Annotated in this window: 24 protein-coding genes; 7 read left to right on the forward strand and 17 right to left on the reverse strand. The window is 62.5% G+C overall.

What is annotated here, in order from left to right; genetic code table 11:
- Positions 1–2 precede the first annotated feature (2 nt).
- Positions 3–2,138, reverse strand: coding sequence for an amylo-alpha-1,6-glucosidase (locus QF015_RS14105; protein ID WP_310202845.1), 2,136 nt, complete (start codon positions 2,136–2,138; stop codon positions 3–5).
- 44 nt (positions 2,139–2,182) lie between these two features.
- Positions 2,183–3,256: a glycosyltransferase family 4 protein gene (locus QF015_RS14110; protein WP_429389849.1), complete on the reverse strand. Its 1,074-nt coding sequence runs from the start codon at positions 3,254–3,256 to the stop codon at positions 2,183–2,185.
- A gap of 147 nt (positions 3,257–3,403) precedes the next feature.
- On the opposite strand from QF015_RS14110, the gene QF015_RS14115 reads away from it, so the two are divergent.
- A complete protein-coding gene (locus QF015_RS14115) occupies positions 3,404–4,102 on the forward strand; it encodes a DsbA family oxidoreductase (RefSeq protein ID WP_429389852.1) in 699 nt (232 codons plus the stop codon).
- 102 nt (positions 4,103–4,204) lie between these two features.
- Here the strand turns inward: QF015_RS14115 and QF015_RS14120 are convergent, their stop codons facing one another.
- The 5 genes from QF015_RS14120 to QF015_RS14140 form a co-directional block, all read right to left on the reverse strand.
- The gene (locus QF015_RS14120) at positions 4,205–5,743 is read right to left on the reverse strand and encodes an alpha-N-arabinofuranosidase (RefSeq protein ID WP_429389742.1); all 1,539 of its coding nucleotides are present in this window, start codon (positions 5,741–5,743) and stop codon (positions 4,205–4,207) included.
- Positions 5,744–5,808: 65 nt separating this feature from the next.
- Positions 5,809–6,711 (reverse strand): carbohydrate ABC transporter permease, encoded by a 903-nt coding sequence (locus QF015_RS14125; protein ID WP_429389744.1) that lies wholly within the window; start codon positions 6,709–6,711, stop codon positions 5,809–5,811.
- A 2-nt stretch (positions 6,712–6,713) separates the two neighbouring features.
- Positions 6,714–7,634 carry a carbohydrate ABC transporter permease gene (locus QF015_RS14130; protein WP_310202851.1) on the reverse strand — a complete coding sequence of 307 codons (921 nt, stop codon included), beginning with the start codon at positions 7,632–7,634 and terminating at the stop codon, positions 6,714–6,716.
- Positions 7,635–7,668: 34 nt separating this feature from the next.
- On the reverse strand, positions 7,669–9,003 hold the full coding sequence (locus QF015_RS14135) for an extracellular solute-binding protein (RefSeq protein ID WP_429389746.1): 1,335 nt from the start codon (positions 9,001–9,003) through the stop codon (positions 7,669–7,671).
- Positions 9,004–9,210: 207 nt separating this feature from the next.
- On the reverse strand, positions 9,211–10,212 hold the full coding sequence (locus tag QF015_RS14140; RefSeq protein ID WP_310202855.1) for a LacI family DNA-binding transcriptional regulator: 1,002 nt from the start codon (positions 10,210–10,212) through the stop codon (positions 9,211–9,213).
- Between the two features lie 141 nt (positions 10,213–10,353).
- Here QF015_RS14140 and QF015_RS14145 point away from each other — a divergent pair, with 141 nt between their 5' ends.
- A complete protein-coding gene (locus QF015_RS14145; protein WP_310202856.1) occupies positions 10,354–11,055 on the forward strand; it encodes a TetR/AcrR family transcriptional regulator in 702 nt (233 codons plus the stop codon).
- A gap of 63 nt (positions 11,056–11,118) precedes the next feature.
- Here the strand turns inward: QF015_RS14145 and QF015_RS14150 are convergent, their stop codons facing one another.
- The gene (locus QF015_RS14150) at positions 11,119–11,766 is read right to left on the reverse strand and encodes a LytR C-terminal domain-containing protein (RefSeq protein WP_310202858.1); all 648 of its coding nucleotides are present in this window, start codon (positions 11,764–11,766) and stop codon (positions 11,119–11,121) included.
- A 58-nt stretch (positions 11,767–11,824) separates the two neighbouring features.
- Positions 11,825–12,124, reverse strand: coding sequence for a type II toxin-antitoxin system VapB family antitoxin (locus QF015_RS14155; protein WP_144650183.1), 300 nt, complete (start codon positions 12,122–12,124; stop codon positions 11,825–11,827).
- Between the two features lie 214 nt (positions 12,125–12,338).
- Between QF015_RS14155 and QF015_RS14160 the strand changes: the two genes are divergently transcribed.
- On the forward strand, positions 12,339–13,259 hold the full coding sequence (locus QF015_RS14160) for a hypothetical protein (RefSeq protein ID WP_429389749.1): 921 nt from the start codon (positions 12,339–12,341) through the stop codon (positions 13,257–13,259).
- Between the two features lie 206 nt (positions 13,260–13,465).
- On the forward strand, positions 13,466–14,881 hold the full coding sequence (locus QF015_RS14165) for a stealth family protein (protein ID WP_310202862.1): 1,416 nt from the start codon (positions 13,466–13,468) through the stop codon (positions 14,879–14,881).
- On the opposite strand, the gene QF015_RS14170 is transcribed toward QF015_RS14165, so the two are convergent.
- The 3 genes from QF015_RS14170 to QF015_RS14180 form a co-directional block, all read right to left on the reverse strand.
- On the reverse strand, positions 14,882–15,847 hold the full coding sequence (locus QF015_RS14170) for a phosphodiesterase (RefSeq protein WP_310202864.1): 966 nt from the start codon (positions 15,845–15,847) through the stop codon (positions 14,882–14,884). It abuts the gene before it with no gap.
- Between the two features lie 141 nt (positions 15,848–15,988).
- Positions 15,989–16,471, reverse strand: coding sequence for a glutathione peroxidase (locus tag QF015_RS14175; protein ID WP_310202866.1), 483 nt, complete (start codon positions 16,469–16,471; stop codon positions 15,989–15,991).
- 117 nt (positions 16,472–16,588) lie between these two features.
- Complete coding sequence (locus QF015_RS14180) at positions 16,589–18,124, reverse strand: M23 family metallopeptidase (protein WP_429389752.1); 1,536 nt, start codon at positions 18,122–18,124, stop codon at positions 16,589–16,591.
- A 300-nt stretch (positions 18,125–18,424) separates the two neighbouring features.
- Between QF015_RS14180 and QF015_RS14185 the strand changes: the two genes are divergently transcribed.
- Positions 18,425–18,631 carry a hypothetical protein gene (locus tag QF015_RS14185; RefSeq protein WP_310202871.1) on the forward strand — a complete coding sequence of 69 codons (207 nt, stop codon included), beginning with the start codon at positions 18,425–18,427 and terminating at the stop codon, positions 18,629–18,631.
- A 275-nt stretch (positions 18,632–18,906) separates the two neighbouring features.
- On the opposite strand, the gene QF015_RS14190 is transcribed toward QF015_RS14185, so the two are convergent.
- The 3 genes from QF015_RS14190 to QF015_RS14200 form a co-directional block, all read right to left on the reverse strand.
- A complete protein-coding gene (locus QF015_RS14190; RefSeq protein WP_429389754.1) occupies positions 18,907–19,149 on the reverse strand; it encodes a hypothetical protein in 243 nt (80 codons plus the stop codon).
- A 178-nt stretch (positions 19,150–19,327) separates the two neighbouring features.
- Positions 19,328–20,392, reverse strand: a complete 1,065-nt coding sequence (locus QF015_RS14195) for a phenylacetaldoxime dehydratase family protein (protein WP_310202875.1) — start codon at positions 20,390–20,392, stop codon at positions 19,328–19,330.
- Between the two features lie 33 nt (positions 20,393–20,425).
- Entirely contained in the window at positions 20,426–21,460 is a 1,035-nt protein-coding gene (locus QF015_RS14200; protein ID WP_310202877.1) for a carbon-nitrogen hydrolase family protein, read from the reverse strand.
- A 186-nt stretch (positions 21,461–21,646) separates the two neighbouring features.
- Between QF015_RS14200 and QF015_RS14205 the strand changes: the two genes are divergently transcribed.
- Entirely contained in the window at positions 21,647–22,618 is a 972-nt protein-coding gene (locus QF015_RS14205) for a helix-turn-helix domain-containing protein (RefSeq protein WP_310202879.1), read from the forward strand.
- Between the two features lie 129 nt (positions 22,619–22,747).
- Here the strand turns inward: QF015_RS14205 and QF015_RS14210 are convergent, their stop codons facing one another.
- On the reverse strand, positions 22,748–23,311 hold the full coding sequence (locus QF015_RS14210) for a TetR family transcriptional regulator (protein ID WP_310202881.1): 564 nt from the start codon (positions 23,309–23,311) through the stop codon (positions 22,748–22,750).
- Between the two features lie 95 nt (positions 23,312–23,406).
- Between QF015_RS14210 and QF015_RS14215 the strand changes: the two genes are divergently transcribed.
- Positions 23,407–24,837, forward strand: a complete 1,431-nt coding sequence (locus tag QF015_RS14215) for an MFS transporter (RefSeq protein WP_429389758.1) — start codon at positions 23,407–23,409, stop codon at positions 24,835–24,837.
- Here QF015_RS14215 and QF015_RS14220 read toward each other — a convergent pair.
- Positions 24,820–26,472, reverse strand: coding sequence for an ABC-F family ATP-binding cassette domain-containing protein (locus QF015_RS14220; protein ID WP_429389760.1), 1,653 nt, complete (start codon positions 26,470–26,472; stop codon positions 24,820–24,822). The genes QF015_RS14215 and QF015_RS14220 overlap by 18 nt on opposite strands.
- Positions 26,473–26,574 lie beyond the last annotated feature (102 nt).

Genomic DNA, 26,574 nt, shown 5'->3' on the forward strand with positions numbered 1-26,574 from the left:
CATCAGCCGAACATTTCGCCCGTGAGCGGCGGCCGGGGGTCGGACCTCAGCTCAAGCCCTGCCGGCAGTCCCGTGACGCTGCCTGTAGAGCCCGAGGCCTCCACCGTGATCCGCGAGCGCCCCAACAGCACGTTGTCCGCCTTGAACACGCCAAAAGAGTCAGGCAGGATCGGCGCCAGATGGAGCACGTTCCGTGTGAAGTCCGGGTCGAACCGCAACAGGATCCTGGCGAGTTGTACGGGAGCCGCTGCCGCCCACGCTTGGGGGGAACACGCCGTCGGGTACGGAACCGGCTCCGGGAAGTCCGACCGGTCAAAGCCGCAGAACAGCTCCGGGAGCTGTCCCCCAAAGTGTTCGGCGGCGTCGAACAGTCCGCTCGCAATCCGGCTGGCTTCCTTGACGAAGCCATACCGCATGAGTCCGGTGGCGACGAGCGCGGTGTCGTGGGGCCACACTGAGCCGTTGTGATAGCTGACGGGGTTGTAGGCGCCCATGTCTGAACCCAGGGTGCGGATGCCCCACCCCGTGAACATCTCCGGCGACATCAGCCGTTCGGCGACCAGCGGCGCCTTGTCTTCGTCCACGATGCCCACCCACAGGCAGTGGCCCATGTTGGACGTGCAGGAATCGACCGGTTTCTTGTCCTTGTCCAGCGCCAGCGCGAAATAGCCCTGATCAGGCAGCCAGAAGGCTTCGTTGAAGGCGACCTTGAGCGCTTCGGCGCGGTCCGCGCACCGACGTTCGACGGCGGTATCGCCCGCCGCCCGAGCCAACAGCGACCGCCCCACATAGGCCGCGTAGGCGTAGGCCTGCACTTCGCAGAGCGCGATGGGTGTCTCCGCCATGCGGCCGTCCGCAAAGTTGATGCCGTCCCAGGAGTCCTTCCAGCCCTGGTTCACCAACCCGTGCTCGTTGGGCCGCTGATATTCGATGAAGCCGTCCCCGTCCCGGTCCCCGTATTGCTCCATCCATTCAATGGCGCGGTCGGCGTGCGGGAGCAGGGAATCGATGATGTCCGTGCCGAGTCCCCACCTGCTGAGCTCGCCGAGAGTGGAGACGAACAGAGGTGTTGCGTCTGCCGTTCCGTAATAGGCGGTTCCGCCGAGGGCGAGTCCAGCCGTGACCCCGAGCCGCACTTCGTGGGGCATGCGTCCAGGCTCTTCCTCGGAGTCGGCATCTACCTTGGTGCCCTGCAATGTTGCCAGGGTTTGCAGGGTGCCGGCTGCCAAGTTGGGATCGACCATGAGCGACATGTAGGAGGCCAGCAGCGAGTCGCGGCCGAACAAAGCCATGAACCAGGGCGCACCGGCAGCCACAGCCGCGCGTCCCGGGTGGGCGGGGTCGAAGATCCGTAGGGAACCGAGATCGCGTTGACTCTTCTCCAGGACGTCCTCCACGTTGCTGTCCGTCACGGCGATCCGTGGTACGTGTTCTTCCCACGCGGCATGGCGGCGGACGCCCGGGGTGTGATGCAGCGGCGTGGTCTCCGTGAAGGGTTCCTGCGGTCCTTGACCGTTGGTCAACGGGATGGCGATGATACTGGTGCTCCATTGGCTCCGGGCCGGGATGGTGATCTGGAACGTCAATCCTTCATCGGAGACCTTGGCGCCGGAGGCACGGAAGGCCACGCCCCGCCGCTGGCCGCTGGAGTGGAGGGACTCGATGTGCAGTTCCTTCTTATGCGCCTTCCTGGTGGGGGTGCCGACCTTGTTGGCCCGTCCGCCCTTGACATCGAAGAGGTCCGCCAGGTCGGCGTCGATCAGCAGTTCAATCCCGCACGGGGCATCCTGTCCCGAATAGTTCCTGATGGTGATGTCGTCCCGCAGACCGGCACCCACGTGCCGTTGATGGTGGACCACCAAAGGGCTGTCGAACCTGCCGTCGGCAGAACATGCCCGGCCCACGTATTCGGCCTGGAAAGCGGTGGGATTCCGCGCCACCAGCGGTTCCCTCAGCGCCCCGTTGACCCTCAGGATCCAGCGCGACACAATCCGCGTGTCCTGGTAGTACGCACCCTGGGAACCACCTCCGTGAATGTCACCCGAGTGCGAGGAGATACAGAAGGATGAACCTTCGACGACGGTCACGGCACCGAGTTCCGATGCTCCGGCTTCGGTGTCTTCGTTCCAAGCGGTCATGGCCGGAAGGCCTCCTCGGGATGCTTCCTTGAGGGTAGACGGCCCTAGAGGGCCTGCCTCTGATTCTCTTGCAACAAGCCCCGGCCGGGAAGAGGTTTGACCGCGAATTGTTCGATGACCCTGGTGTAGAGGTCAACGTGGTCCGCTGCCATTCTGTGGGCGCTGAAGGATTCCTCCACGGAGCGCCGGCAGGCCGCGCGGCTCAGTTCCGGTACACGGCCGACGAAACCGGCCAACTCACGCGTGGACCCTACGAAACCGGTGATTCCGTGCCGGACGATTTCCGGAGCGGCCCCCATGGGGGTCACGAGCACGGGCGTTCCCGCGGCGAGTGCCTCGATCATGACCAGCCCAAAGGGCTCGTGCCACTGAATGGGATTGATCAGGGCCATCGCGTCACCCATCAGTTCATACTTTTCGGGGTCGGACAGTTCGCCCAGGAACTCCTCGTTCGTTCCGAGGATGGGCTCCACCACCTCACGGAAGTACTCCTGCTCGTCCTGGGCGTGCATCTTTGCTGCGATCCGCAGGGGCACCGATGCTTCCCGGGCGATGGCCACTGCTTCCAGCAGTCCTTTGTCGGGGCACATGCGCCCCACAAAGCACGCATATCCCCCGGTTCCCGGGCCGGCGCTCACTGCGGACAGGTCAATCCCGTGATGGATGACCGCGGAAATCTCGAGATCGGAAATACGGCTGCACTGGTCGTGGGAAATGGAGATGATGGCGGTGTCCTGCGCCATGTCACGGTAAAGCGGCGTGTAGGAGGGCGACAAGGGCCCGTGAATGGTGGTAACGACAGGTACGCCCGGTGGCCGATGTGCGTAGAGCGGTCCAGCAAGGGTGTGGTCGTGGATGATGTCCATGCCCCGCATTGCTGCATAGGCCTTGATGACGTGCCCCATCTCGCTGAAGGTCAGACCCAGTTCCTCCGGGGCGGAGGGGCTGAACCCAGGAACCTGTGGCACCGGACACGTGCTGTCCGAGGCAGTCGCCAGCAGGACATCGTGTCCGGCATCGGCCAACCCCCGGGCCAAAGCATCCACTACCCGCTCTGTTCCACCGTATTTTTCCGGCGGCACAGTAAACCAGGGTCCAACAATGAGTCCGATGCGCATGCCGCGGCCTCCGCGCATAACCCCCAGTCCAAGGGCTGTCTGCATAACCCTTCTCAAGAGTATTGGGCTTCCCGTGGCACGGCAATGGGTGAGGAGAATAACAGCCGGGTCAGGAATGTCCTGCCGGTTCAGCGGGTTGCCAAGAGCATGAAGATTGAGATCTGGTCAGACGTCGCGTGTCCGTGGTGCTACATCGGCAAGCGCCGTTTTGAGACCGCATTGGCGCAGTTCCCGCACCGTGATTCGGTAGAGGTCGAGTGGAAGAGCTACCAGCTGGACCCCTCTGTCCCGGAGCACTACGACGGCACAGAACTTGATTACCTCAGCAAGCGCAAGGGCATGGCTCCGGAGCAGGTCAAGCAGATGTTCGCGCACGTCACGGACACTGCCAAGGGCGAAGGCCTCGACTATCACTTCGACAAAGTGGTGGTGGCCAACAGTTTCACGGCCCACCGGCTCATCCACCTGGCCGCCAGCCACGGCCGCCAGGACGCGGCCAAGGAGCAGCTGCTCAGCGACCACTTTGAACACGGTAAGGACATTGGCAACCGGGAGTACCTGACCGGGCTCGGTGCTTCGCTTGAACTTCCAGCCGACGAAGTTGCCGAACTCTTCACCTCCGATAAGTACACGGACGCGGTAAACCAGGACATCAACGAGGCCCGCGCCATCGGCGTGACCGGCGTTCCGTTCTTCGTCATCGACCGGAAGTACGGCATCTCGGGCGCCCAGCCTGCGGACCTCTTCAGCGAAGCCTTGAACCAGGCATGGCAGGAAGCCAACCCCCTGATCCCGGTGGGTGCCTCCGACGCCGAGACCTGCGGCCCGGACGGCTGCGCCGTCTAGCCAGCCAGCCGCCGTCGTACGTCACCGACCGCCGGTAAACACGCCAAAGGCGGGCAGCCTCCCTGAACTGGTCGGGAAGGCTGCCCGCCTTTCGCGTACCGCCTAGCCCTTCACCACATCGAGCTCGACGACGGCCCAGGACAATGCGGGCAGCGTCAGGCGCAGTTCGGACCCAGTCGCCTTCACGCCGTCCAGTGCCGTCAGGCCGACACGGCCCGGCTGGTCCTGGCTGTTGATGGTAAAGCGGTCGCCACCCTCCGGGATCTCCAGGACCTCGGCGCGGAGCACCTGGCGGGCGTCGAAACCGCGAAGAGCCACTTCGACGTCGGCGGCTTCTTCCAGGCCGCGGTTGGCGAAGAACAGTGCCACGCGCCCCGTTTCCTCGTTCCAGGTTGCGCTGACATCCACCAGGTCGGTGTCCCCGAAACGGTTGTTCGAGTACTTGTCCGAGTCCACGGACAGCCGCAGGATCTGCCCCTTGGCGAGCTCGGCCATCCGTGCGAACGGGTGGAAGATGGTCTGCTTCCAGGCCGGTCCGTTCTCTTCCGAGAGGATCGGCGCGATCACGTTGACCAGCTGCGCCTGGTTGGCGATCTTCACGCGGTCACCGTGGCGGAGCAGGGAGTTGAGCAGCGTCCCGACCACCACGGCGTCGGTGACGTTGTACTTGTCCTCGATCACACGGGGGTGCTCACGCCAACCGGCCTTGGCCACGTTGTGCGGCTGGTCCTCGGTGTCCAGGCCACGCTGGTACCAGACGTTCCACTCGTCGAAGGAGAGGTTGATGTGCTTCTTGTGCTTGCCTTTGGCGCGGACGGCGTCGGCGGTAGCGACCACTGACTCGATGAAGTAGTCGGTGTCGACGGCGGACGCCAGGAAGCTGCCGACGTCGCCTTCGTGCTCCTGGTAGTAGGCGTGGAGGGAAACGTAATCCACTTCGTCGTAGGTGTGGGTGAGGACGGTGTGCTCCCACGCACCGAACGTAGGCATCGAAGAGCTGGAACTGCCGCAGGCCACCAACTCAAGGGAGGGGTCCACAAAGCGCATGGCTTTGGCGGCTTCCTGTGCCAGCCGGCCATACTCGTCGGCGGTCTTGTGGCCGATCTGCCATGGCCCGTCCAGCTCGTTGCCGAGGCACCAGAGCTTGATGTCGAACGGTTCCTTATGCCCGTTCTTTGCCCGGAGGTCGGACAGGTAAGTGCCGCCGGGGTGGTTGGCGTACTCCACGATCTCGCGGGCCGCGTCCACTCCCCTGGTGCCCAGGTTGATGGCTTCCATGATTTCGGTGCCGGCCTGCTTGGACCAGTCCACAAATTCGTGCAAGCCGAAGGCGTTGGTCTCCACAGTGTGCCAGGCCCCATCCAAGCGGCGCGGTCGGTTTTCCACGGGGCCAATCCCGTCTTCCCAGTTGTAGCCGGAGACGAAGTTGCCGCCGGGGTACCGGATCACGGTGGCACCGAGTTCCTTCACGAGCTTCATGACGTCCTGCCGGAAACCGTTCTCGTCGGCCTCCGGGTGCCCGGGTTCGTAGATGCCGGTGTAAACACAGCGGCCCATGTGCTCCACGAAGGAGCCGAAGAGTCGTCGGGGTACCTCGCCAATGGTGAAGTCGCGGTCGAGGGTGATGCGTGCGCGGGACATGTATCTCCTTGGTTGTGTTCTGAAACTTGTGTGATCTGGAACTGTTGGTCGGCGGAAGGCGCCGTTTACGTACCGGCGAGTCCCGTCGTCGCGACGCCCTTGATGATCTGGCGCTGGAAGAACAGGAAGACGACGATCAGTGGCAGCGCGGCAAGCAAGGCGGACGCCATGTTCTGTGCGTACTGGATGCCGTAGGCGCTCTTGATGGTTTGAAGGCCCACTGGAAGGGTCAAGAGGTTGCCGTCGTTGGTGGCAATGAACGGCCACAGGAAGTTGTTCCAGGCACCGATGAAAACGAAGATCGCGACGGCGGCCAGGATGGGCCGGGACAGCGGCAGGATGATTTGGGTAAAGATCCGGAGGCGGCTGGCGCCGTCCATCACGGCCGCTTCTTCGAGTTCACGCGGGATCTGGTCGAAGAACTTCTTGAGCACGAACACCATGGCCGGGTGGATGACCTGCGGCAGGATGATCGCCCACGAGGTATCTATCAGGTTCAACGACAGCATCTGGTAGAACAGCGGGATGATCAGCACCGGGGGCGGGATGATGATGGAGGCGATGATCACCGTCATGAGCACCTTCTTGCCCTTGAAGTCGATCCTCGAGAGTGCGTAGGCCACCAGCGCCGAGATCACCAGGGTGATGGCCGTGATGGCCGCGGAGGTGTACAGCGAGTTCCAGGTCCACAGTGGGATGTTGCCGTCCTGGAACACCTTGACGAAGGCGTCCGGAGTGAAGCCCGACGGCGGCAGCCAGGTGACGTCCGGGGCCGCGGCATCCGTCTCGGTTTTGAAAGCGGTGGCGGTGGCCCAGGCGAAAGGGATCAGCCACAGCACGGCAATGAAGGCAGCGACGATGACGGCAGCGATCCTGCCAATGCCGGGCTTCTTGCGGGGTTGGCGGATCTTGGGGTTCCCGGCGGTGGTGGTACCGGGCGCGGGACGGGTGAGGGTAGGGGTTGCCATGGTTATGCACTCCTGCGGCGGGTGATGACGAACTGCATGACAGAAACAACCACGATCAGTCCGAAGAAGATGTAGGAGATGGCTGCGGAGTAGCCCAGCCGGTAGCCGGTGAACCCGGTTTCAAAGATGTACTGCACCACGGGACGGGTGGAACCAGCCGGACCTCCGGCCGTCATTTGGTACACCTGGTCGAAGATCTTCAGCGAGGCAAGGATCTGGAGCAGCACAATCATCACGGTGGTGGGGGTCAGCTGCGGCAAGGTGATGGAGAAGAACTGGCGCCACGCTCCGGCGCCGTCCAGCGATGCTGCTTCGTAGTGCTGGGCCGGGATGTTCTGCATCGCGGCCAGGTAGAGCAGGAAGTTGAACCCCACGGTCCACCAGAGGGTGGCGATGACGATAGCCCACATGGCCACGTTGGGATCATTCAGCCAGGCGACCCTGGGGAGGCCGATCCCGGTCAGGAACTCGTTAATCAGGCCGAGTTGCGGGTTGTACATCCAGGTGAAGAACAATGACACCACTGTGGAGGCCAGGAGGTACGGGGCAAAGTAGGAGAGGCGCCATAGCCACTGGGCCGGAAGCCCGACGTTGAGCAGTGCAGCCATGACCAGTGCCACCAGGACCAGCGGAACGGTGCTGATGACCGTGAAGTAGAGGGTATTGCCGAGGGAATGCCACATGTCGGCGTCGGCCAGGGCCTCGGCGTAGTTGTCGAACCCGATCAGGTTGTCGTTGGCGCCTGTCAGGGACTTGCCCGTGAGGCTCATGTAAAAGCCGTAGAGGATGGGCCAGACGAGGAAAGCGAGGAAGAACACCAGGAATGGCGCGGCAAATCCCCAGCCGCTGAGGTTGCTTCGGGTGCGGCTTCCCGGTGTCCGCAGTTTCTCCGGCCTGGGCCGGGACAGCGTAGATGTACTCATGAAAGGACTCCTTTGTCGCTCGGTGCGTGGCCGGCTAGACCGGGTTGGGACGGGAGAGGAGGGTGTTGGTGCGTTGCTCAAAGGCGTCCCAACCGGCGGAGGCCTTGTCCCTTCCCAGGAGGACGTTCTGCACGTTCTCCGCGAAGTAGGTCTGCCAGTCCGAGCCGGAGCCGCTGAACCAGGCTTCGGGGTCGTAGGCGATGATGTCCGCTGCATTGGCGTAGTGGATTTGCGGGGTGAGTTCGCGGTAGGCCTGCGACTGGACCACCGGCTGGTACCCGGGAATGTGCCCGGCTTCTGCCCAGGACAGTGAGCCCTTGAGGACATCGGTGACGAACTTGTAGACGTCCTTGCGCTTGTCCTCGTTGACGTTCAGTTGCCGCGGGAGGACGAACGAGTGCGAGTCAGCGTAGGAGGCCGGTGTGCCATACAGGGTGGGAATGGTGGCCGCATCCACGGGTATCCCGGCCTTTTTCATGGTGGGCAGTTCCCAGACGCCGCTGAACAGCATCCCCGAGCCGCCACGGGCAAACTCCGCGATGCCGGTGCTGATGTCCCCGGCCTGGGCGGCGATGGTGTCATCAAACAGTGACGCCATGAACTCCAGCGACTCAATAGCCGCATCCCGGTCCACTTCCATGGGCTTGCCCGGCGTGAGCACCATGTCCGCGCTGTGCTGCTTGTAGAGGGTGTAGAACAAGCGCCACATCTGCGAGCCACTGCCCAGGTAGCCGAAGGAAAGGCCGTGGGCCTTGGTCACCTTCTGCATTTCCAGCGCCATGGCTTTGAATTCCTCCGGTGAGCTGACCTCCTGGAGTTGTCCATTGCTTGCCAGAACTCCCGCTTTGCCTGCCACGTCCGTGTTGTAGAACATGACGAAAGGGTGGGAGTCCAGTGCGATGGAGAAGACCTTGCCGTTGTGCTGGCTCTTCTCCCAGATCCTCGGGGCGAAATCCGACGCCGTCACGCCGTTCTCGGCGAGCAGGTCCAGGTCCCATGGATCGATGAGTCCCCCTGGCGCGTAACCGGGCACCCTGCTGGCGTGCATGATGGCTACCTCAGGAGGGCGGCCTCCCGCCGACGCCATGGCCAGTTTGGTGTAGTACGGCGGACCCCAGGCCAGGACTGTGGGGTGCACCTTGAAGCCGGGGTTGGCCTGGTTGGCGGCGTTGATCATGGCCTGCATCTTGATCCCGTCACCGCCGGAAAGAAGGTGCCAGAACCCGATGTCCTGGACCGCGGCGGCTTGGGCCGCCCCTCCACAACCCGTGAGGCTGGTGGCCAGGAGTCCCCCGCCGAGGAGGGCTGATCCTGTCATTAACTGTCTCCGGGACAACTGTTTCCCGGTCAAAGATTCAAACTGCTTCACCCGTCACTCCTTTGGATGGGTCCGCTGAAAGGTCACTGCTGCACTGCTCAAAAGCCGGCTCCGGTGCGTCCCCACGCTCGGGTAAATGGTGGCCCGGGGTGACGCACGTCTCACATTACATCGATGTAATAGGCGGGGCAAGAGAAAATTGTTAGCGCGAACAATTTAGGTGGGAACTCTCGTTTTCGGGCCCGGGGACCCCCAGGCTCAGGCCCGGCTGCTGTCCCGCTCTACGATCTCGTACTCGATTTCAACCAGCCGCTGCCCATGGGACCTGTCAGACATGCGTTCAGTCAGCAGGCGAAGGGCCTCCGTGGCAATCGCTCGCTTGTCGAAGGAAACCGTGGTCAGGGACGGCACCGCAAAGCGACCGTCAATCACATCGTCAAACCCTGCCACCGCAATGTCATCCGGAACGCGCAGGCCCCTCTTCCACAGGAGATTCAACGCGCCAAGAGCCATGGAGTCCGTGAAACAAAACAGTGCATCCGGCACCGGGTTTGAGTCCAAATACTCCGCAAGTGCTTCAGCGGCTGATGCGGGCGTCCAACTGTCGCAGGAAATCCTCAGCGACTCATCCCTGGGGATTCCCAGCATGTCGAGCGCAGCTTCATATCCACCCGCCCGCTGAATGGCGGTGGCGGATTGTCTTCCTCGGTTTACCCCCAGAACCGCGATCCGCCTGCGTCCGGGCCGGGCCAGAGCCAGCGTCATGTCCCGCGCCGCAGCGAAGCTGTCCACAAAGACTCGGTCGGCCAACTGCTGGGTGACCTCGCCCAGGAGAACAACCGGGGGCAGTGCGACACCCACCTGTACGGCACTTTCCTTGAGCACCACAGGGTTGAGAATCAGCCCATCGATGAGGTTGGCCCGCGCACGTGTCATCAGCTCGTGCTCACGATGGGGGTCGGAGCCCGTTTCCTCGATCTGCACGCTGAAACCCTGCGCGTGGGCAACTTCAACGATGCTTTGGGCCAGTTCCGCGGAAAAGGGAGTAGCCAGGTCCGGCAGTGCCAGGCCGATGACTCCTGAGCGACCATTCCGCAGTCCGCGCGCCGAAAGATTGGGGACGTAGTCGAGCTCCGCCATGGCTTGCTCAACCCTGAGCCGTGTGGGTCCACTGACCGGGACTATCCCGTTCATGACGTTCGATACCGTTTTAGGCGAGACCCCTGCACGGCGCGCTACGTCCTTGACCGTTGCCCGCAACAGTCCCCCTAAGATTAGTGACGGTTTTCCATGATGCTACGCGAGTTTTAGTCCAGTTCATGCCCCTGAGAAGCCCGCTCGAAGGCATCAGCTGCGCGGAAACCCGCCGTACTTGGTGACAGATCGCGGTAAAGTGTCTATATGCCCAGGATCACGGCCGCCACGAATGCTGCCCAACGCGCCGAGACCCAACGTCGGATCCTCACTGCTTTTGGTGAGCTGCTCTTTACCCATGGGCTCCCGGGCCTGACCATGACTGACGTCGCCCGCCATGCCGGTGTGGGGCGCACCGCCGTCTACAACTACTACGCGGACATGGAGCAGTTGCTCATCGCGTATGCCCTCGATGAAACCGAGCGGTTCATTGTGGACCTCCGGGACTCCCTGGCTGCGCTGGAGAATCCGGTGGACAGGCTCGCCCTGTATGTCCGGGCACAGGTGGAGGATCTCAGCCGTCGCCACCTGCCTCCGGGACCCGCGATGGCCGCCGTGCTCTCCCCTGGATCCTTCGCCAAGCTCGCCGACCACGTTGGCGACCTGAACGTCCTGCTGCAGGACATCCTCCGCGACGGGGTCCGCCAGGGCTACCTTCCGGACATCGACGTCGCGCAGTTGGCACGGCTCATTCACGGAACGCTGTCCGCCAGCGCTGCCCGACGCAACCGAACGCCCGACGGCGAGACTCCCCCGCCTGCCCCGGCCTCCGACGTCGAGGCCCACACCGCCCAAACCGTGCATTTCATCCAACTGGGGGCGGGTGCGCGTTTCGACGAGTCCGGCCGGCCGATACGCCTTGAAACACCCGCCGACGACGGGCTGGCCAGGGCCACACCAACAGGCTGACGCCTCCCCTTCACGCGTCATCAGTGTGCGTGGTGTACACCAGGGGTGCGGCGTTGGCTTGGGTTACTGGCCGGCAGGAAGCGTGGGGACCAGGGGCCATTTGGAGTTGTCCGCAATCCGCAGGTCTTCGCGCGGGCAGAGCAGTTTCCCCGGGGTCTGGTCCACCAGTTCAGGTTCCACCAGCCCTTCGTAGCCAGGGGTGAGAATGACGTCCACGGACTCGTCCTCGCGGTTGTCCTGGAAATAGTCCGTGCCGGCAAGGTTGCGCTGGACGTTGAAGGCTGCTGCCTGGCCTTTGACGCCGGAGACCACGACGCCGACGCCTGCGTAGGCAGTGTCGCTGTTGTCCACCGAAGCCACCTTGAAGCCGCGCGCCGTGAACTGCTCGGCCACAGTGCCCGCCAGGCCACCGCGGGATGTTGCGTTGAAAACGTTGATGTTCACCGTTTCGTTCGGAACGTAGTCGAACGTGGTGGTGGGGCACAGGCTGGTGGGCGCTTTGCTGGCAATCGCGGTGGGAACCTTGATCACGCCGTTCATGATCGCCCAGGCACCCACTGCTCCGGCTGCGATCACACCTACCAGCAGGACCAGCACGATTCCGTGGAACAGCCGGCGCCGGAAGCGTCCCTTCTGGGCCCGGGCGTCCTCGGCGAACGTTGCCCGAAGCTCCGGTCCGGTGACCACATGGTGGCCATGGAGCAGCGTCACATCCTTGGGACGCTTACCTTTTTTTGCGGGGGACGTGTCCGGCTCGGGACCCGCCTGCCTAGCCATTGATCACCAATACGCGTGCGTGGATCGCCGTCCTTTGGTGGAGTGCCGTGCGGACTGCCCGGTGGAGCCCGTCCTCGAGGTACATGACGCCCTGATACTGGACGACGTGTGGGAACAGGTCACCGAAGAAGGTCGAGTCCTCTGCCAACAAAGCCTCCAAATCCAAGGTGCGTTTGGTGGTCACCAGTTCATCGAGGCGGACAGGGCGCGGGGGCAGGGAAGCCCAGTCCCGAGGCGCGGAGTATCCATGGTCAGGGTACGGGCGTCCCTCGCCCACAGCTTTGAAGATCACTCTGCAAGCCTAGGGAAGTTGCCGCGCTAACGGAACTTGTGACCCGTGGCACAGGCAGGTTGTAGCCAAAAGGTGACTTCCGGCTTCTGCTCCTCCGGCCCGAGGATCCAGACCGTGGGCATGCCGTCATCGAAGAATCTCCTCCGTAGGGCGTCATAGTCGTCACAGACGTCACAGCTGTGAGGGTGGCCGCCGGGACTGACAGAATAGGGGCATGACTCAACCGCTCCAAGGTACTGACCGGACCGCTGCCCACGCCACGCCCGCTTTGGCGTTGCTGCTGGATGTCGACGGCCCCATCGCCAGCCCTGTGACGCGCGACGTCAAGCCGGACATCATTGCCGATCTGGTGGCGCTTGCCTCGGCCGGCATCCCTGTTATTTTCAACACGGGCCGTTCCGACGCTTTCATCAGCGAGCAGGTCATGGAGCCCATGATCGCCGGCGGAATGCCGGCCGACACGGTCATCCACGCCATCTGCGAGAAAGGCGCCGTGTGGTTCAGCTACACCGCCGAAGGCGCAGGGCCCATCCACGTGGACCACGACCTCGCAGTGCCCAAAGCCTACGGCGATGATATCCGCCGGCTGGTTGCCGAAGACTACTCCGCGCACATGTTCTTTGATGAGACCAAGCGCGCCATGGTCTCCGTGGAGCAGCACCTGGACGTGGCCAGCGCCGACTACCTGGCCGAACAAAAACTCTTCGACGCCGATGCCCTGGACATCATGGGTCGCCACGGCCTCAAGGCTGCGATCCTGGATCGCCACGCACCGGAATCCGATGACGCCGCTGACTACCGCCTGGACCCCACCATCATCTCCACGGACATTGAATCCGTGCGCCTCGGCAAGGACCTCGGAGCGAGCCGCGCCGTTGAATTGCTTGCGGCCCAAGGCATCACCCCGCTCGCGTGGCGGACTGTCGGTGATTCCCGCACGGACTATGCCATGGCAGACTGGCTTCACCACAACGATCACGACGTGAAGCACGTGGACGTCCGGCCCGCAGACGGCGTACCGGTGAAGCCCTACACCATCCTGACGGCCGCCGACCTCCAACTGGCGGACGACGTCATCCACGACGACGCCGGCGGCGCTTTCCTCCGCAGCTGGCGCGAGGCCCTCTCAATCTAGTTCCACGTACACCGACGATCCCGGAGAACACCATCACACAAGCACAGGTCGATCCGATCTACCACGGCAGCCCGTCCATCGAAGAGGACACCATTGCTGAGGCGATCTCGCCTGCCGTCGTAGCGCATCTTAAGCACAGGTCCGACGTCGTCCGTCACCGCGGACGCTACGCCCTGGTCAACGCTGACCTCACCCCGCAGCAGGCCATGGTGTCCGATCTCCTGGCTGTCAGGGCTGCATTGGACGCTGCCGGAGTCGATTTCATCCTGGTGCGCGGCAACGACGAAAGGCCGGTCATCGCGGTCGACTGGGAATCGCGCAAGGACGTCCGCGAGGCATTGGTTTCAGCGTTCCGCAATGAACCCTTCTACTCCATGACCGTGGACGCCAAAAAGAAGACCTCGGTGCTGGTCGCCGATGGCGAATTGTCCGGCAACAGGAAAGCCCGCATCTTCCGCCTGTACCGTCCGCGCGTCGAGACCGGCGGTGGGCTGTGGTACGGACCGGCCCTGGGCGTCCAGCTTGAGCTGTGGCGGTTCGAGGGCGACCACCTTGAGCTCCCGGTGGAGAATTCCCTGACGCGCCGGACCATGCTGCGGCAGGATGCAGTACGCGGCACAGTACAGCGGCACGGCCTGACCTGGCCCACCATCGAGAACATGTTCGCCGACCACGCCAGCGACATCGATTTTGATATCGACATGGTCTTCTCGTGGGTGGACGGCAGCGACCCCGAGTATATCGCCAGGAGGCGCGCCCAGCAGGCCGGGGCCGTCCTGGGCGAGGGCGACGACCACGAGGCACGCTTCCGGCAGATCAATGAACTGAAATACGCGCTGCGGTCGGTCCATATGTTCGCGCCCTGGGTCCGGCGGATCTTCATCGCTACGGACTCCCCCGCGCCGGAATGGCTGGCAGACCACCCGTCGGTCACCATTGTGCGCAGCGAGGAGTTCTTCGCCGATCCTTCAGTGCTGCCTACCCACAACTCGCAAGCCGTCGAGTGCCAGCTCCACCACATCGAGGGACTCTCAGAGCACTTCCTGTACTCCAATGACGACATGTTCTTTGGCCGCCCTGTGGGTCCGGACATGTTCTTCACGCCCGGTGGCATCACCAAGTTCATCGAGGCCGACACCCGCATCGGGCTGGGCGAGAACGACGCAGAGCGCAGCGGCTTTGAGAACGCAGCGCGCGTCAACCGCAAGTTGCTCTGGGAGCGCTTTGGCAGGATCACCACCCGCCACCTCGAACACACCGCGGCTCCTTTGCGGCGCAGCGTGGTGGCCCGGATGGAGAAGGAATTCCCGGCTGAATTCGCCAAGACGGCTGGCAGCCGATTCCGGGCCGCCGACAACATCTCGGTCACCAACTCGTTCTACCACTACTACGCTTTGCTCACGGGCCGCGCTGTCACGCAAACCAACGCCAAGGTCAAGTATGTGGACTCCACCATGTGGGCCGGACTGCATTACCTGCCCAAGCTGCTGGCCAAGCGCCACATGGACTTCTTCTGCCTGAATGACGGCAGCTTCCCGGAAGTGGAAGCCAATGAGCGTGCCGACCTGGTGACGGACTTCCTGGAGAAGTACTTCCCGGTCAAGGCGCCATGGGAGAAGTAGCTAGGGCGACCTCGGGGAAACCATCGGGATCGACGAAGTGAGCGTGCCGGGCGACGTGTGGGCGCCCACCCGCGATTCGTGGGGGATGCGGATGCCGGCTTCAGCCAGCCGGCGCTGAACCTCCGCTGGATCCACGGGTTCTCCCACGGTGACGCCACCGGACATCGGCACCACCGAATGCACGATCGTGTGTTCGTACACGTGGATCATGTTGTAGGACTGCGCCCCGTCCCTGCCCCGTTGTCCGCCCGCACGGACGCCGAGGTCCTGCGTGTAACAGGTCGCTGAGGCGACCGACACCGGAATGCCGGCGAAGCCCGCCGTCGTGGAGTAATGCAGGTGGCCACCCAGGATGGTCCGGACGTCCGTATTACGCACGACGGCGGCCAGGGCGCCTTGGCCGCGCAGCTCCACCAAGACGGCGAGGTCCTGGACACACGGCACTGGCGGGTGGTGCAGGGCGAGGATCGTGCCGTCGGGGGCGGGGGTGGCCAGTTCCGAAGCCAGCCACTCGAGCTGGGACTCTGACAACTCACCGTAATGGTGGCCGGGAACGGTGGTGTCCAGGGTGATGATGCGGAGCCCGTTGACGAAGTAGCTTCGGTCCACAGGGTCGTGGGGCTTGCTGGCCTCGGACGCATCCAGGAACGCGGAGCGGAAGTTTGCGCGGTTATCGTGGTTGCCCATGGCCCAAATGGCTTTGGCTCCGAGGGCGTCACACACCGGTTCGATCATGTCGCGGAGACGCTTGTACGCTTCGAGCTCGCCCTTGTCCGCGAGGTCTCCGGTGAAAATGATGGCTTCCGGCCGGATCCGGGAGGCGATGATCTGGTCGCAGATCTCCTGGAGCCTGGTAGCGCTGTCCACGGAGCCATAGAGCGTGCCCGGACCACCCACCAGGTGCAGATCACTCAGGTGCAAAAGCACATGACCTGGTTTGGGGTACTCTGCCTCGATGAGCTCCATAGCTTGCCTTAGCGTTTGGTGGGAGACGGCGCCTCCCGTATCAATCCAGTAGGGCCAATCCAACCAGACAATTAGCCAACAACTGGCTAACTCCCGGCGGAATGTTGGAAAATTACTTTCCTCCCTTCGGACGTGACGGCCTTATGCCAGCGCCTTTTCCACTGCTTCCTTAAGGTCTTCGGAGTCAGGCTCCACTGCGGATGGGAACCTCGCCACGAGTTCACCACCGCGGTTTATGACGAACTTCTCAAAGTTCCACTTCACCTTGACGGGCTGCTCGTCCCCGTCCTGGGTGAGCTCCGCGAACAGGGGATGCTGCTCCTTGCCCAGGACGTTTGCTTTGCTTGTCAGTGGGAAGGTCACGCCGAAGTTCCGCTCGCAGAATTCCGCGATCTCCTCATCCGCACCGGGTTCCTGCCCGCCGAATTGGTTGCACGGCACACCAAGGATTTCCAGGCCTTGCGCGCGGTACTTGCCGTACAGCTCTTCAAGCCCGGCATATTGGCGGGTGTAGCCACATTCGGAAGCGACGTTGACTACCAGGACGGCCTTCCCTTCGAACCGGCCGAAGTCCGCTTCGGAGCCATCATTGAAGGTGAGGGGAATGCTGTACAGGCTGGTCATGGGTGCGCTTCCTGACGACGTCGGCTGGCGGAGTTACCGCCATCGAGCTTACGGGAGCTGGCTGGGACAGCGAAACGCAAGGGTGCCGGCGTTTCCCTGCCCGCAGCGTGTGGACGTTTAGGGCGCCGGAAGGACGAGCGTGGACAACGGCACGATGGTGCCATTCGGCAGCTGGACCTTATCCACCCCCACCAGGACGTATCCGGGCGGCAGGACCACAGCCGGCACCGTTGACGGCAGGACCGCAGCGGGCGTCGGCGCAGGGGCGGGAGCCACCGGTGCTGCCGGTGCCGGTGCCGGCGCCGGCGCCACAGTCTGTGTCGCCGCAGGCGCAGGGGCAGGAGCTGCCGGAGCTACCACAGCCGGAGCGGCGGGGGCCGGAGCCACCACAGCCGGAGCGGCGGGTGCTGGAGCCGCGGGAGGCACGACGGCGGCCGGCGCCGGAGCGCTCGACGTGGCCAAAGACGGCGCCACAGGAGTGGTGGCCGGCGGCGTGGTCGCGGCCGGGGCTGGGGTCGTTGGCGTTGGCGTCGGTGTAGCGGTCGCAGTACTTGTGGGCGTAGGCGCAGCGGTCGCAGTGCCTGTCGGCGTCGGCGTAGGCGTCACCGTCGTAGAAGGTGAGGGCGTCGCCGTCGCAGAAGGTGAGGGAGTCGCCGTCGGACTCTGCGTTGGCGTCTGCGTAGCAGGCGGTGTGGTGGCCGGCGGAGTAGTGGTAGCCGGAGTGCTTCCGGAATTGGCCGGCGGAGTGCTGGCCGGTGGGACCACAACCGGCGGTGCCACCGGTTCTTCGTGTTCTCCACCGATAACGGCCCGGTTGGTACCGTCGGCTACCGGGACAGCCCATACCGGAGTTGCGGAGGTGCCGTTGCCCACTCCGGGCTGGTAGTTGGTCATGGCGATCCTCTGCAGCGGATCAATTTGCCGCATCGGCAGGTAGGTCCAACCGTTGGGGTTGGTGTGCAGGCCGTTGACGATCGTCTCGAAGTGCAGGTGGCAGCCCGTGGACCAACCCGTGGTGCCGACCTCGGCAATGACTTCGCCAACGCGGACGGACTGCCCCTTGGTCACGCCGATGGCCTGCAGGTGGTTGTAGGTGGTGACCAGGCCGTTGCCGTGTTCGATCTCAACGCGGTTGCCGCCGCCCCAGATGTGCCAACCGACGGCCCGGACCACACCGGCGTCGGCCGCGTACACACGCGTTCCGCAAGAGGCCGCGTAATCCTGCCCCCAATGGAATTCTCCGGCCAGACCTGTCAACGGGCTGTAGCGGTAACCATAGGGCGAACTGGGATTGAGGACCTCGAGGGGTGCGTACAGGGCACCGGCCGGCGGACGGGAGAGTCCGGCGGAAGCTACCGTGAGGCCTGTGGAACCGTCTTTGCTGATGGTTCGGACCATGGCGCGGTCGAAGTAGACCATCGGCGTTCCGGGAAGTTGTTCCGGGGGTTCGGGCATGGAGTCGATGACCAAAGTCTCGGCTTCCGGCGGTACGAGGGTGCCCAGTGCCGTCGGTTCAACCACGCCCTGCGCCAAGGAACCGCCCACACCACTGGTGGAAACGGCACTGAGAGGCTGGAACCCGAAGGCAAAAAAGGCCAGGATGGCCAGGCTTCCCGCGATCAGGACGCGATGGAAACCTAATGCTCGGATCAAGTTTATTGCCCGGTCTGAATCATGATGCTTGCCCACAAAACACTCCCCAAAAGCCAGCGGCACCAAACCCCAGCCTGGCGTGCAAGCACCATTGTTGCGGGAATCACAACAGAAATAAAGGCTTCCTGCGTCGTTGCCGAAGAAAGGTTCCATCAGTTTTGGCTCAAGATTCTTGAGCTTGACGTCAGGCAGCCGAAGGCCCGTGCAATCCGGGCGTGTTCACCCTGTACGGTGAATGATAAGCAGGCGGATTATTTCATGCCGCGCCGAAGAGCGCCTCGATAGCACTGGGATATCACAATGAATGATCCACAGCGGACCGCACGCATACTTCTAGAGAAGAACACGGTGACCCTTTACAGGTTGTGGGCCGGATACTGGGGCCGGGGCGGAAATGCGACCGCTTTCGAGTTCGACGCCTACGTGCACGAAGCGCTGCTGGCGTCTCCTGTCGATCTCCAGCTGATGGCGTCGGCCGTGGAGGGCCTCCACAACGGCAAGCCCTGATGCGGAACATGGTCCAGACATTTGGCGACGTCGAACGGGAACAGGGCTGGTATCAAAGGGAAAGCCCCTCGGGAGGGGCTTTCGTCGGGTATGGACAGTGTTGCTTGGATTGGTCAGCGGTGATGCGCTCCTCCTCTCCGGGCATACGCCCATGCCGGTTTCAGTAGCAAAGACTGTAATCGGCCCGGCGGATTTCGTCTACTACTGGCCATCACGCAAATTGAGTGTTCCAGTTCCTTTTAACTGTTACACCCTGCCCTGGCCTATTTCTGCGCTTAGTGGAAGTGCTTGGTTCTGCTGTCCAGGTTTCGTTCCGTGGTGATGCCATAGGGGATCTCGCTGCTGAGGTTCACGGTGTACACGCCAGGTTCGTGGCGGGTCACGAGTACCCCTTCCCATCCGTCGCTCTTGGCGTGGATGTGGGCCAAGCTGACAGCGGTGCTGATTTCATCTTCGATTTCTGTGGTGGTCAGCCCCGTGATGTGGAAGTAACGGTCGGCTTCTATGGTGGTGATCATTGGGAACTCCGTGTTGGCCGTTGGGTAGTCGTCTTTTGACCTTGATGCTGTAAGTCTCGTGCCCATGTTGGATCAGCGGGATTGCGGAAGGCCAGACCAGTCGGTGGATCCTGGGCGCCCTGATTCCGGGAACTGTGAAGGCGCTCGGGCGGACCTAACCGGCTGGCCACCTTGCGGATCATGTCTTGAGTTGGGAGTGCTGAGTCTGCGGCCTGCTCGCGCCGAGCATGCCTGTTGCAGCGTGGCAATTGTTGTACTCGTAGTACTGCTGGTCGCGTGAGACCACCGCGACTTCATGGCTGAGGAGAAGCCTTGCGCCGGCGTTTGCCTGCAGGAATTTCATGGCAGCCATAAAGATGGCGACGTGGGTCGGATGTGATTCCGCCCACCTCTCCATGTCCTCCAGGCTATGCCAGAAGCTTAGTCCGAAGCTCTGTTGAAGCACATTGCCGTTTCCGTCGCTGCTCGTCATGTACCTGTTGGAGTAGCAGCCGATTGATGCACCTTCCGTTGTCAGGAAGTCCATACCAGCTTTCAGTTGGGGTTCCACGTCGCCGAAGTAGGAGGCACGTTCCGCGTCGTCGCAAAGGCTCCAGTTTTGGCCAGAGCGAATGATCGCCAGGTTGTCGTGCGGTTCTACCCTGACAATCCTCGGGTTCTCGGGGACGAATGGGTTGCCGGCAGGCTCGAGGGCTTCGGATTGAGCAATCGGCAGACGGTCGCGCATGCTGCCCCAGTACCCGTGTTCCCGGATTTCCCCGCTGAATCCTCCGGTGGCCATCCGCGCGACCCCTTCCGGGAAGGTGTTGGAAGAATATAGGGTCTCAAACCCGCGTGCTTCCGGGGTGACTGCTTCGATCCAGCGTCCGTAGCCGGCAAACTTCAGGCCAGCACCGATGATTGCATCACGGTGCTTCTCGAACCAGCGCCCGTAGGCCCCGGCGTCGTCCCAATAGGCAATGATGACCTGGTTGTCGAAGCCTTGTTCGTCCGTGTGGACGGCATGCTCTCGGGATATTGGTCCATTTTCCTGGGCACACAGCTCCCACATTCCAGCGGAAGCTGCTATCGCCTCCATGGAGAGCGGGTGCCTGCTCTGCACGCCGAGGAAGGCGCAAACAAGACTGCTGACGCCTTCCCCGAATCGCACGGAATAGGACGGGTAAGGCGGCGTGTACCTATCACCTACCCGCTTCGGGCGCGTCCGTTCAACCATGAGGTGTACCGGGATCGAAGACTCCATGGCCAATTCCTGCCGTCTGGGATCAGGTGCCATCTAGAGTTCCGCCATGACTGGAAGCACTGGCTCTTCTGCGTGGCGGGCCTGTTCAGTACCGGGGGCTGAATCCGTTGGCGGGGCGGTGTTGATGACGGCCCGCCGAGGAGCCTTGTTGAGCACCAGCTGCGTGACATCGGGGCGGGAGTAGTGGCCCGCAGGGTCGGAAATAGCCTTCGATGCCGGGATAAGACCCAGATCTATCTCAGCGTAGATGAGGCCTTCCCGGTCTTCCGGGAGGGACTCGTGGAGCTGCTGGCCGTCGGGTCCGAAGATGCGGGCATGTCCGCCTCCGGTTTTCAGGAGTGCCTTCTGCATGTCGGTGGTGCACATTTCGTCGACCATGTCCTGGGACACGGTGGCACACGGGGCCAGGACGAAGCACTGGCCTTCCACGGCATAGATCCGCGAGGCGGAGGTGTTTACCTCCGGGCCGAGTGCGTGGGCGCCACCTTCATATAGGGAAAAGCTCGGCCATGCGGCGACGTGGACCTGCTCGTTCTGGGCGTACATGGCGTACTTCGACAATGGCTGCAGGTGCTCCCAGCAGCAGAGCCCGCCGACCCGGCCCAGACTGGTGTCCCAGACAGTGAGGTCGCTTCCATCGCCTTCGCCGAAAATGGTGCGCTCGACATGCGTGGGCTTAAGCTTGCGCCGCTGGGAGATAGTCTGCCCGTCACTGTCGATGAACCATTGAGCGATGTAGAGGCTGCCGTCGTGGCGTTCGCTCAGCCCTACGCTGACCACGATGTTATTGTCCTTCGCGGCCTTCGAGATCCGGTCCGCCTGGGGAGTTCCGTATTCGAGGGAATTATGGAAGTAGCGTTTGGTGTACTGCGGTAGCCACAGGGCAGGGGCATCGAGCCAAGCGTACCAAGGGTAACCCGGGAGCCAGGTCTCGGGGAACGCAATTATCTCCGCGCCGTTACGGGCTGCCTCCTCGATCAGAGCGATCGTTTTATCGATGGTCATGTCCAAATTGAGGAATACCGGTGCTGCCTGAACGACGGCTGCTTTGAACTGTGGGTGGTTCATTGTGATCTCCTAAGGCATGTGATGCCAGTCATAGAGGTGGATGTGATTCCACGGTATGACTCAATTCCGAGGGATTCTTGATCGAGAATCGCAGGAACGTTGACTGCGTGTGTCACGTTGCATGCATCCCCCTCTGCCTTGCGAAACCAGCCCCCAGGTGGGCGAAGGACGACGGTAAGATGGGGCATGGCCAAGGTTGTGAGCACAGCGGCGGTGCCTTCGCGGAACAGTGTCTCGTTCTGGACTGAGGCCGTCTCTCATACTTTTGTTGATCTCGACTGCAAGCCGGGTGACGGCCGCGAGTCCATAGACGGTGAAATAGCTGTCCAGACTCTGGCGTCGCTTGACTTGGCCCGTGTACGCGCCTCTGCGCAATCCGTCTACCGCACACCAGCTGCCATCAACGCTTCCTCCGACGACTACTATCTCGTCGGCATGCAAACCGAAGGCTCATGCCTGGTCACCCAGGAGGACCGCTCGGCCGCCCTACACAACGGCGGATTCGCGCTTTATGACACCACCCGACCATATTCACTGCTGCTGACCGACCACTTTGAGCAACTTGTGATCCGCCTTCCGAGAACGGCTTTGGAGCGACACCTGCCCCAAGCTGCCGGACTCACCGCACTGGCAGTGAACGCGGACCCAGGGGCTGCACGTCTGCTGGTAAATACCGTGCAGTTCCTGGCGAATGATATTGACATCCTGTCCCCGGACGTCGCCTTGTCGGTTTCCCAGGGGGTGGAGCATCTGATTGTTGCCGGCCTGGGCGGCCTCGCCCGGGAAATCCCGGACGCGCACCGGATCTCCCGGCGCAAGCTCGTGCAAGCCCATATCCTCGAAAACCTGGGCGACGAGTCCCTAAGTATCAAATCCATCGCAAGAGAGCTTCACTTATCTCCGAGCAGCATTCACCGCGCCTTCGCCGCGGACGGTGAAACAGTGATGGGCTGGGTCTGGCAGCAACGTTTGAACCGGATCCGGGAGACCTTAGTGACCGGAACATATGACGGCACACTGACGGACTTGTTCCTTACCTGGGGATTCTCAGACCCCGCGCATTTCAGCCGGGCCTTCCGGCAGCGGTATGGACATGCGCCCTCGGAATTGCTGCGCCCGATAGCCGCCGCGCATTTCACGCGGCCTTCGACCCAGTAACGGCCGCTCGCTCGGAGCGCGGCATCTGACTGCCGGCCAAAACTTCACGCTGCAGGCAGCACACCATATGGAAACCGGTGAAACTCACCCTGGAACCTCGCGTCGGCCGCATCATGAAAGCTGCTCTATTCAATGAGAGCTGACGAGCCTCTGTACGTTTTCCATGATGGTTTCGCGGCGCCGTTTGAGGCTCGGAAGCTTGGACCGTGCCATCTCGGGAGTGAGCGTGTGCCAGGTCATGGCCAAGGCACGCACGCTTGCCAGCAACTCGATGGGGGTGAGATCAGAGCGAAGGTGGCCGGCTTTCTGGGCGCTCTCGATCCGGGAAAGCTTTTCCTGGTGTGAGGCCACCAGGGTTTCAAGGTCCGCCGCCTGGCCGCGTTCAAGGATGTACCAGTTGGTGAGCCTGAGGACATTGGGGTCCTTCTGGTAAAGGTCGAAAGCACGGGCCGCGTACGCCGGCAAGTCCAGTGCGTCGAATTCAGTCTCCTCCACTACTGCGACCACCCGCCGGGAGAAGACCTCGTCAAACAACTGTTCCTTGCTGCCGAAATACCGGTACAGCATCGCCTTGTTGGCCAGTGCCTCGTCAGCAATACGGTCCACCCGCGCACCGGCTATGCCATAGCTGGCGAACTCCTCCTCTGCCGCCTTCAGGATCCGCTGCCTGGTTGCTTCTGCATCTCTCGCCATGTCCCCCACGATAGCAAGTAACTGGTTAGTTGACATCGATGCATTCCAAGCGCATGGTTAAAACCAACCAGTTAGTTATCTAGAAAGGACTCGACATGTCAACAACGCAGATGGAAACAACCCCGGCCACGCGATGGTCCAGAACCATAACCTTGGCGGTCATCTTGGGCTGCCAGCTGATGATGGTGTTGGACACGTCCATCGTGACCACGGCACTGCCGCACCTTGAACGCGAACTTGGCTTCAACAGCACCACCCTCTCGTGGGTCCAGAACAGCTATGCGCTGGCTTTCGGAGGGCTGTTGTTGCTGGGCGCCCGCGTCGGAGACCTTCTGGGCAGGCGTCGGGTCTTCATGGTCGGCGTAGGAGTTTTCACCTTCGCATCCCTACTGGCAGGGGTCGCCTTCAACGCCGAGGTCATGATCGGGGCCCGCGTACTCCAAGGTGCCGCATCGGCCTTCGCCATTCCGGCAACCCTTGCGCTCCTGGTGCAGACCTTCCCCGAGCCCGGGGAACGGTCCCAAGCGATCAGCATCTACAGTGCCGTGATCGGGGCCGGGGGCAGCGTGGGCATCATCGTGGGCGGTGTCTTCACAGACCTGCTGTCGTGGCGATGGGGCTTGCTGATCAATGTTCCGATCGGAATTGTCGTCTTGCTGCTGAGCCCGCGCTTCCTGCCGGAAACCGGAAGGGTCAAAGGCAGTGTGGACATCCCGGGCGCGTTGACAGTTACAGCGGGAATGTCCGCCTTGGTCTATGGACTCGTGAACGCGGGCGAGGCTGGGTGGGGGAACCTGACGACCATTGTTTCACTCGCGGCAGCCGTGCTCCTGCTTCTGGCTTTCGTGCTCGTCGAGCGTCATGCCGGGAGGCCCATCACTCCCCTGCGCCTCTTCAAAGACATGACCAGGTCGGGCGCCTACATCATCCGGATTCTAATCGTGGGGGCCATGTTCTCCACCTTCTATTTCCTCAGCCAGTACCTCCAGAATGTGCTGGGATTCAGCGCCTTCGCGGCCGGCATCGCCTACATTCCGCTCACGCTCCTGTTCTTCCTCATGGTTTACGTCATCAAACCCCTCAGCGCCTTGCTGGGCAAGCCAGCACTGCTGGTGGTCTCCTTGGTCATCGCCGGCCTTGGCATGCTGTGGCTCAGCGCCATAGGCCCGGGCACTGCCTATTTCCCGGACGTCCTGCTTCCACTGATCGTGCTCGGAATCGGCCAAGGAACGGCAATCATCCTGCTGACCGAGTTTGGCATGTCCGGGGTGGCACCAGCGGACAACGGTGCCGCCTCCGGATTGGTCAACACGGCACATCAACTCGGCGGGTCCATTGGCTTGGCGCTGTTGACCGTGGTGTTCGCGGGCTCCGGCGGCACAGCCGAAGGAACGGCAGGAGCCGAGGCCTACGGAGCAGTCTTCACCTGCGCCACATGGTTTTACGCCCTTGCCGTCCCCTGCGCTGCACTGATCTACCTCGCGCAACGCAGCGCAGCGGGAAGCGCGTCAGCTACCCGACCGTGACCCAACGGGCAGCGACGGCAACTCGGTGAGTGACCCGTCACGGTCCAGGCTCAGCACCAGGTCCAGATCGAGACGGGCCAGGAACCCGTCGTCGTGACTGACCAGGATGACGGCACCGCGGTAAGCATTCAACGCTTCCACGAGTTGGTCCACACTCTGTATGTCGAGGTTGTTTGTTGGCTCATCGAGAATCAGCACCTGTGGCGGCGGATCGGCAAAGAGAAGCTTGGCCAAGGAAACCCTGAACCGTTCCCCACCGGAGAGAGTCCCAACGGGACGGTAGACGCTATCACCCCGCAACAAGAACCGGGCCAACTGGTTGCGGATTTCCCCGACAGGGACACGTGGCGCCGCCGCCTGAACATTTTCCAAAGTTGTCGCGGCCTCGTCCAGGCCATCGAGCCGCTGTCGCAGATAGCCGGACCGCCCGGTCAGGAGCTGACCACCTGCGGTGCCGGATTCGACGTCGTCATCATCGTCTGTCAACGGTTCCCCGCTGACCAGGCGTTCGAGCAAGGTGGTTTTTCCCACCCCGTTGGCGCCGATGATGGCCACCCGTTCGGGTCCTTCCACCACAAAGGCACGATTGGTTCCCCGCAGCTCGGCGATCCGCCGGCTGCGGGGAACGTCCGGATCCGGAAGGTTCACGCTGATCCGTTCGTCTTCCCTGATTTTGGAGGAAGCCACATCCAGCGCAGCTTGGGCAGCGTCCACCTTGTCATCCGATCCTGATCGCAGCTTGCCCGCTGACACCTGCGCATCGGAGGCTCGCTGATTCATAAGGATCTTGGAGCCCTTCTTGTTGTCATAGCTGGTTTGACCGGTGCGGGCACGCTGCGCCAGCTTCATTTCAGCTTCCTGGCGCTGGCGCTTCTCAGTCTTCACGGCCTGCTTGGCAGCCTGGGCAGCCTGAACCGCTGCGGCCTGCTGCTCATCCACATACGACCGCCAAGCACTGTACGGCCCCCCGAACACCTCGAGTTCCCCACCATGCAGTTCCGCTGTGTTGTCCATTAACTCCAGCAGTGCCAGGTCGTGGCTGACCACCACCAGCGTCCCCGGCCACGTGGACAGGAGAGCGGACAGTTTGGTTCGCGCCTCCCTGTCCAGGTTATTCGTTGGCTCGTCCAAAAGAGTGATTGCTGTCCCCTGAAGCCGGAGCCCTGTGATGGCAACAAGCATCGCTTCGCCTCCCGAAATTTCGCCGACGTTCCGTTCGAGGTCCGCCTCCGATAAGCCGATATGGCGCAGGGATTTGTCAGCCCGGGCTTCGATATCCCAGTCATCGCCCACCGCATCGAAGTTCTCCACCGAAACGTCGCCGGATTCGATGGCCCGCAGTGCTTTCAACTTATGGCCGATACCCAGCAAGTCCGCCACAGTCGAGTCAGTCACGAGGGTGAGCGTCTGCGGAAGGTATCCGACATCACCGTTGGTCGTGATACTGCCACTCGTCGGGGCAAGGCTCCCGGCGATGAGGCACAGCAAGGTTGATTTTCCGGCACCGTTGGATCCCACAAGGCCTGTACGGCCCGATCCGAATGTTCCGGAAATCCCGGCAAGGGCAGTGGTACCGTCGGGCCACTGAAGGCGCACGTCGGTCAGGGTGATGGACGGGTTTTTTGTTGTAGGCATGATGCTCCGAAGGCTCCAGTGGTTTCAGCGAATGCGCTGCAACCACCGGCCCACAAGGGCATCAGGGCAAGGTCAGCGCACGGTTGGCGTCGTGAAACCTGT

The organism is Paenarthrobacter sp. TE4293, from assembly GCF_050435325.1.
GTDB classification, from domain to species: Bacteria; Actinomycetota; Actinomycetes; order Actinomycetales; family Micrococcaceae; genus Arthrobacter; species Arthrobacter nitroguajacolicus_C.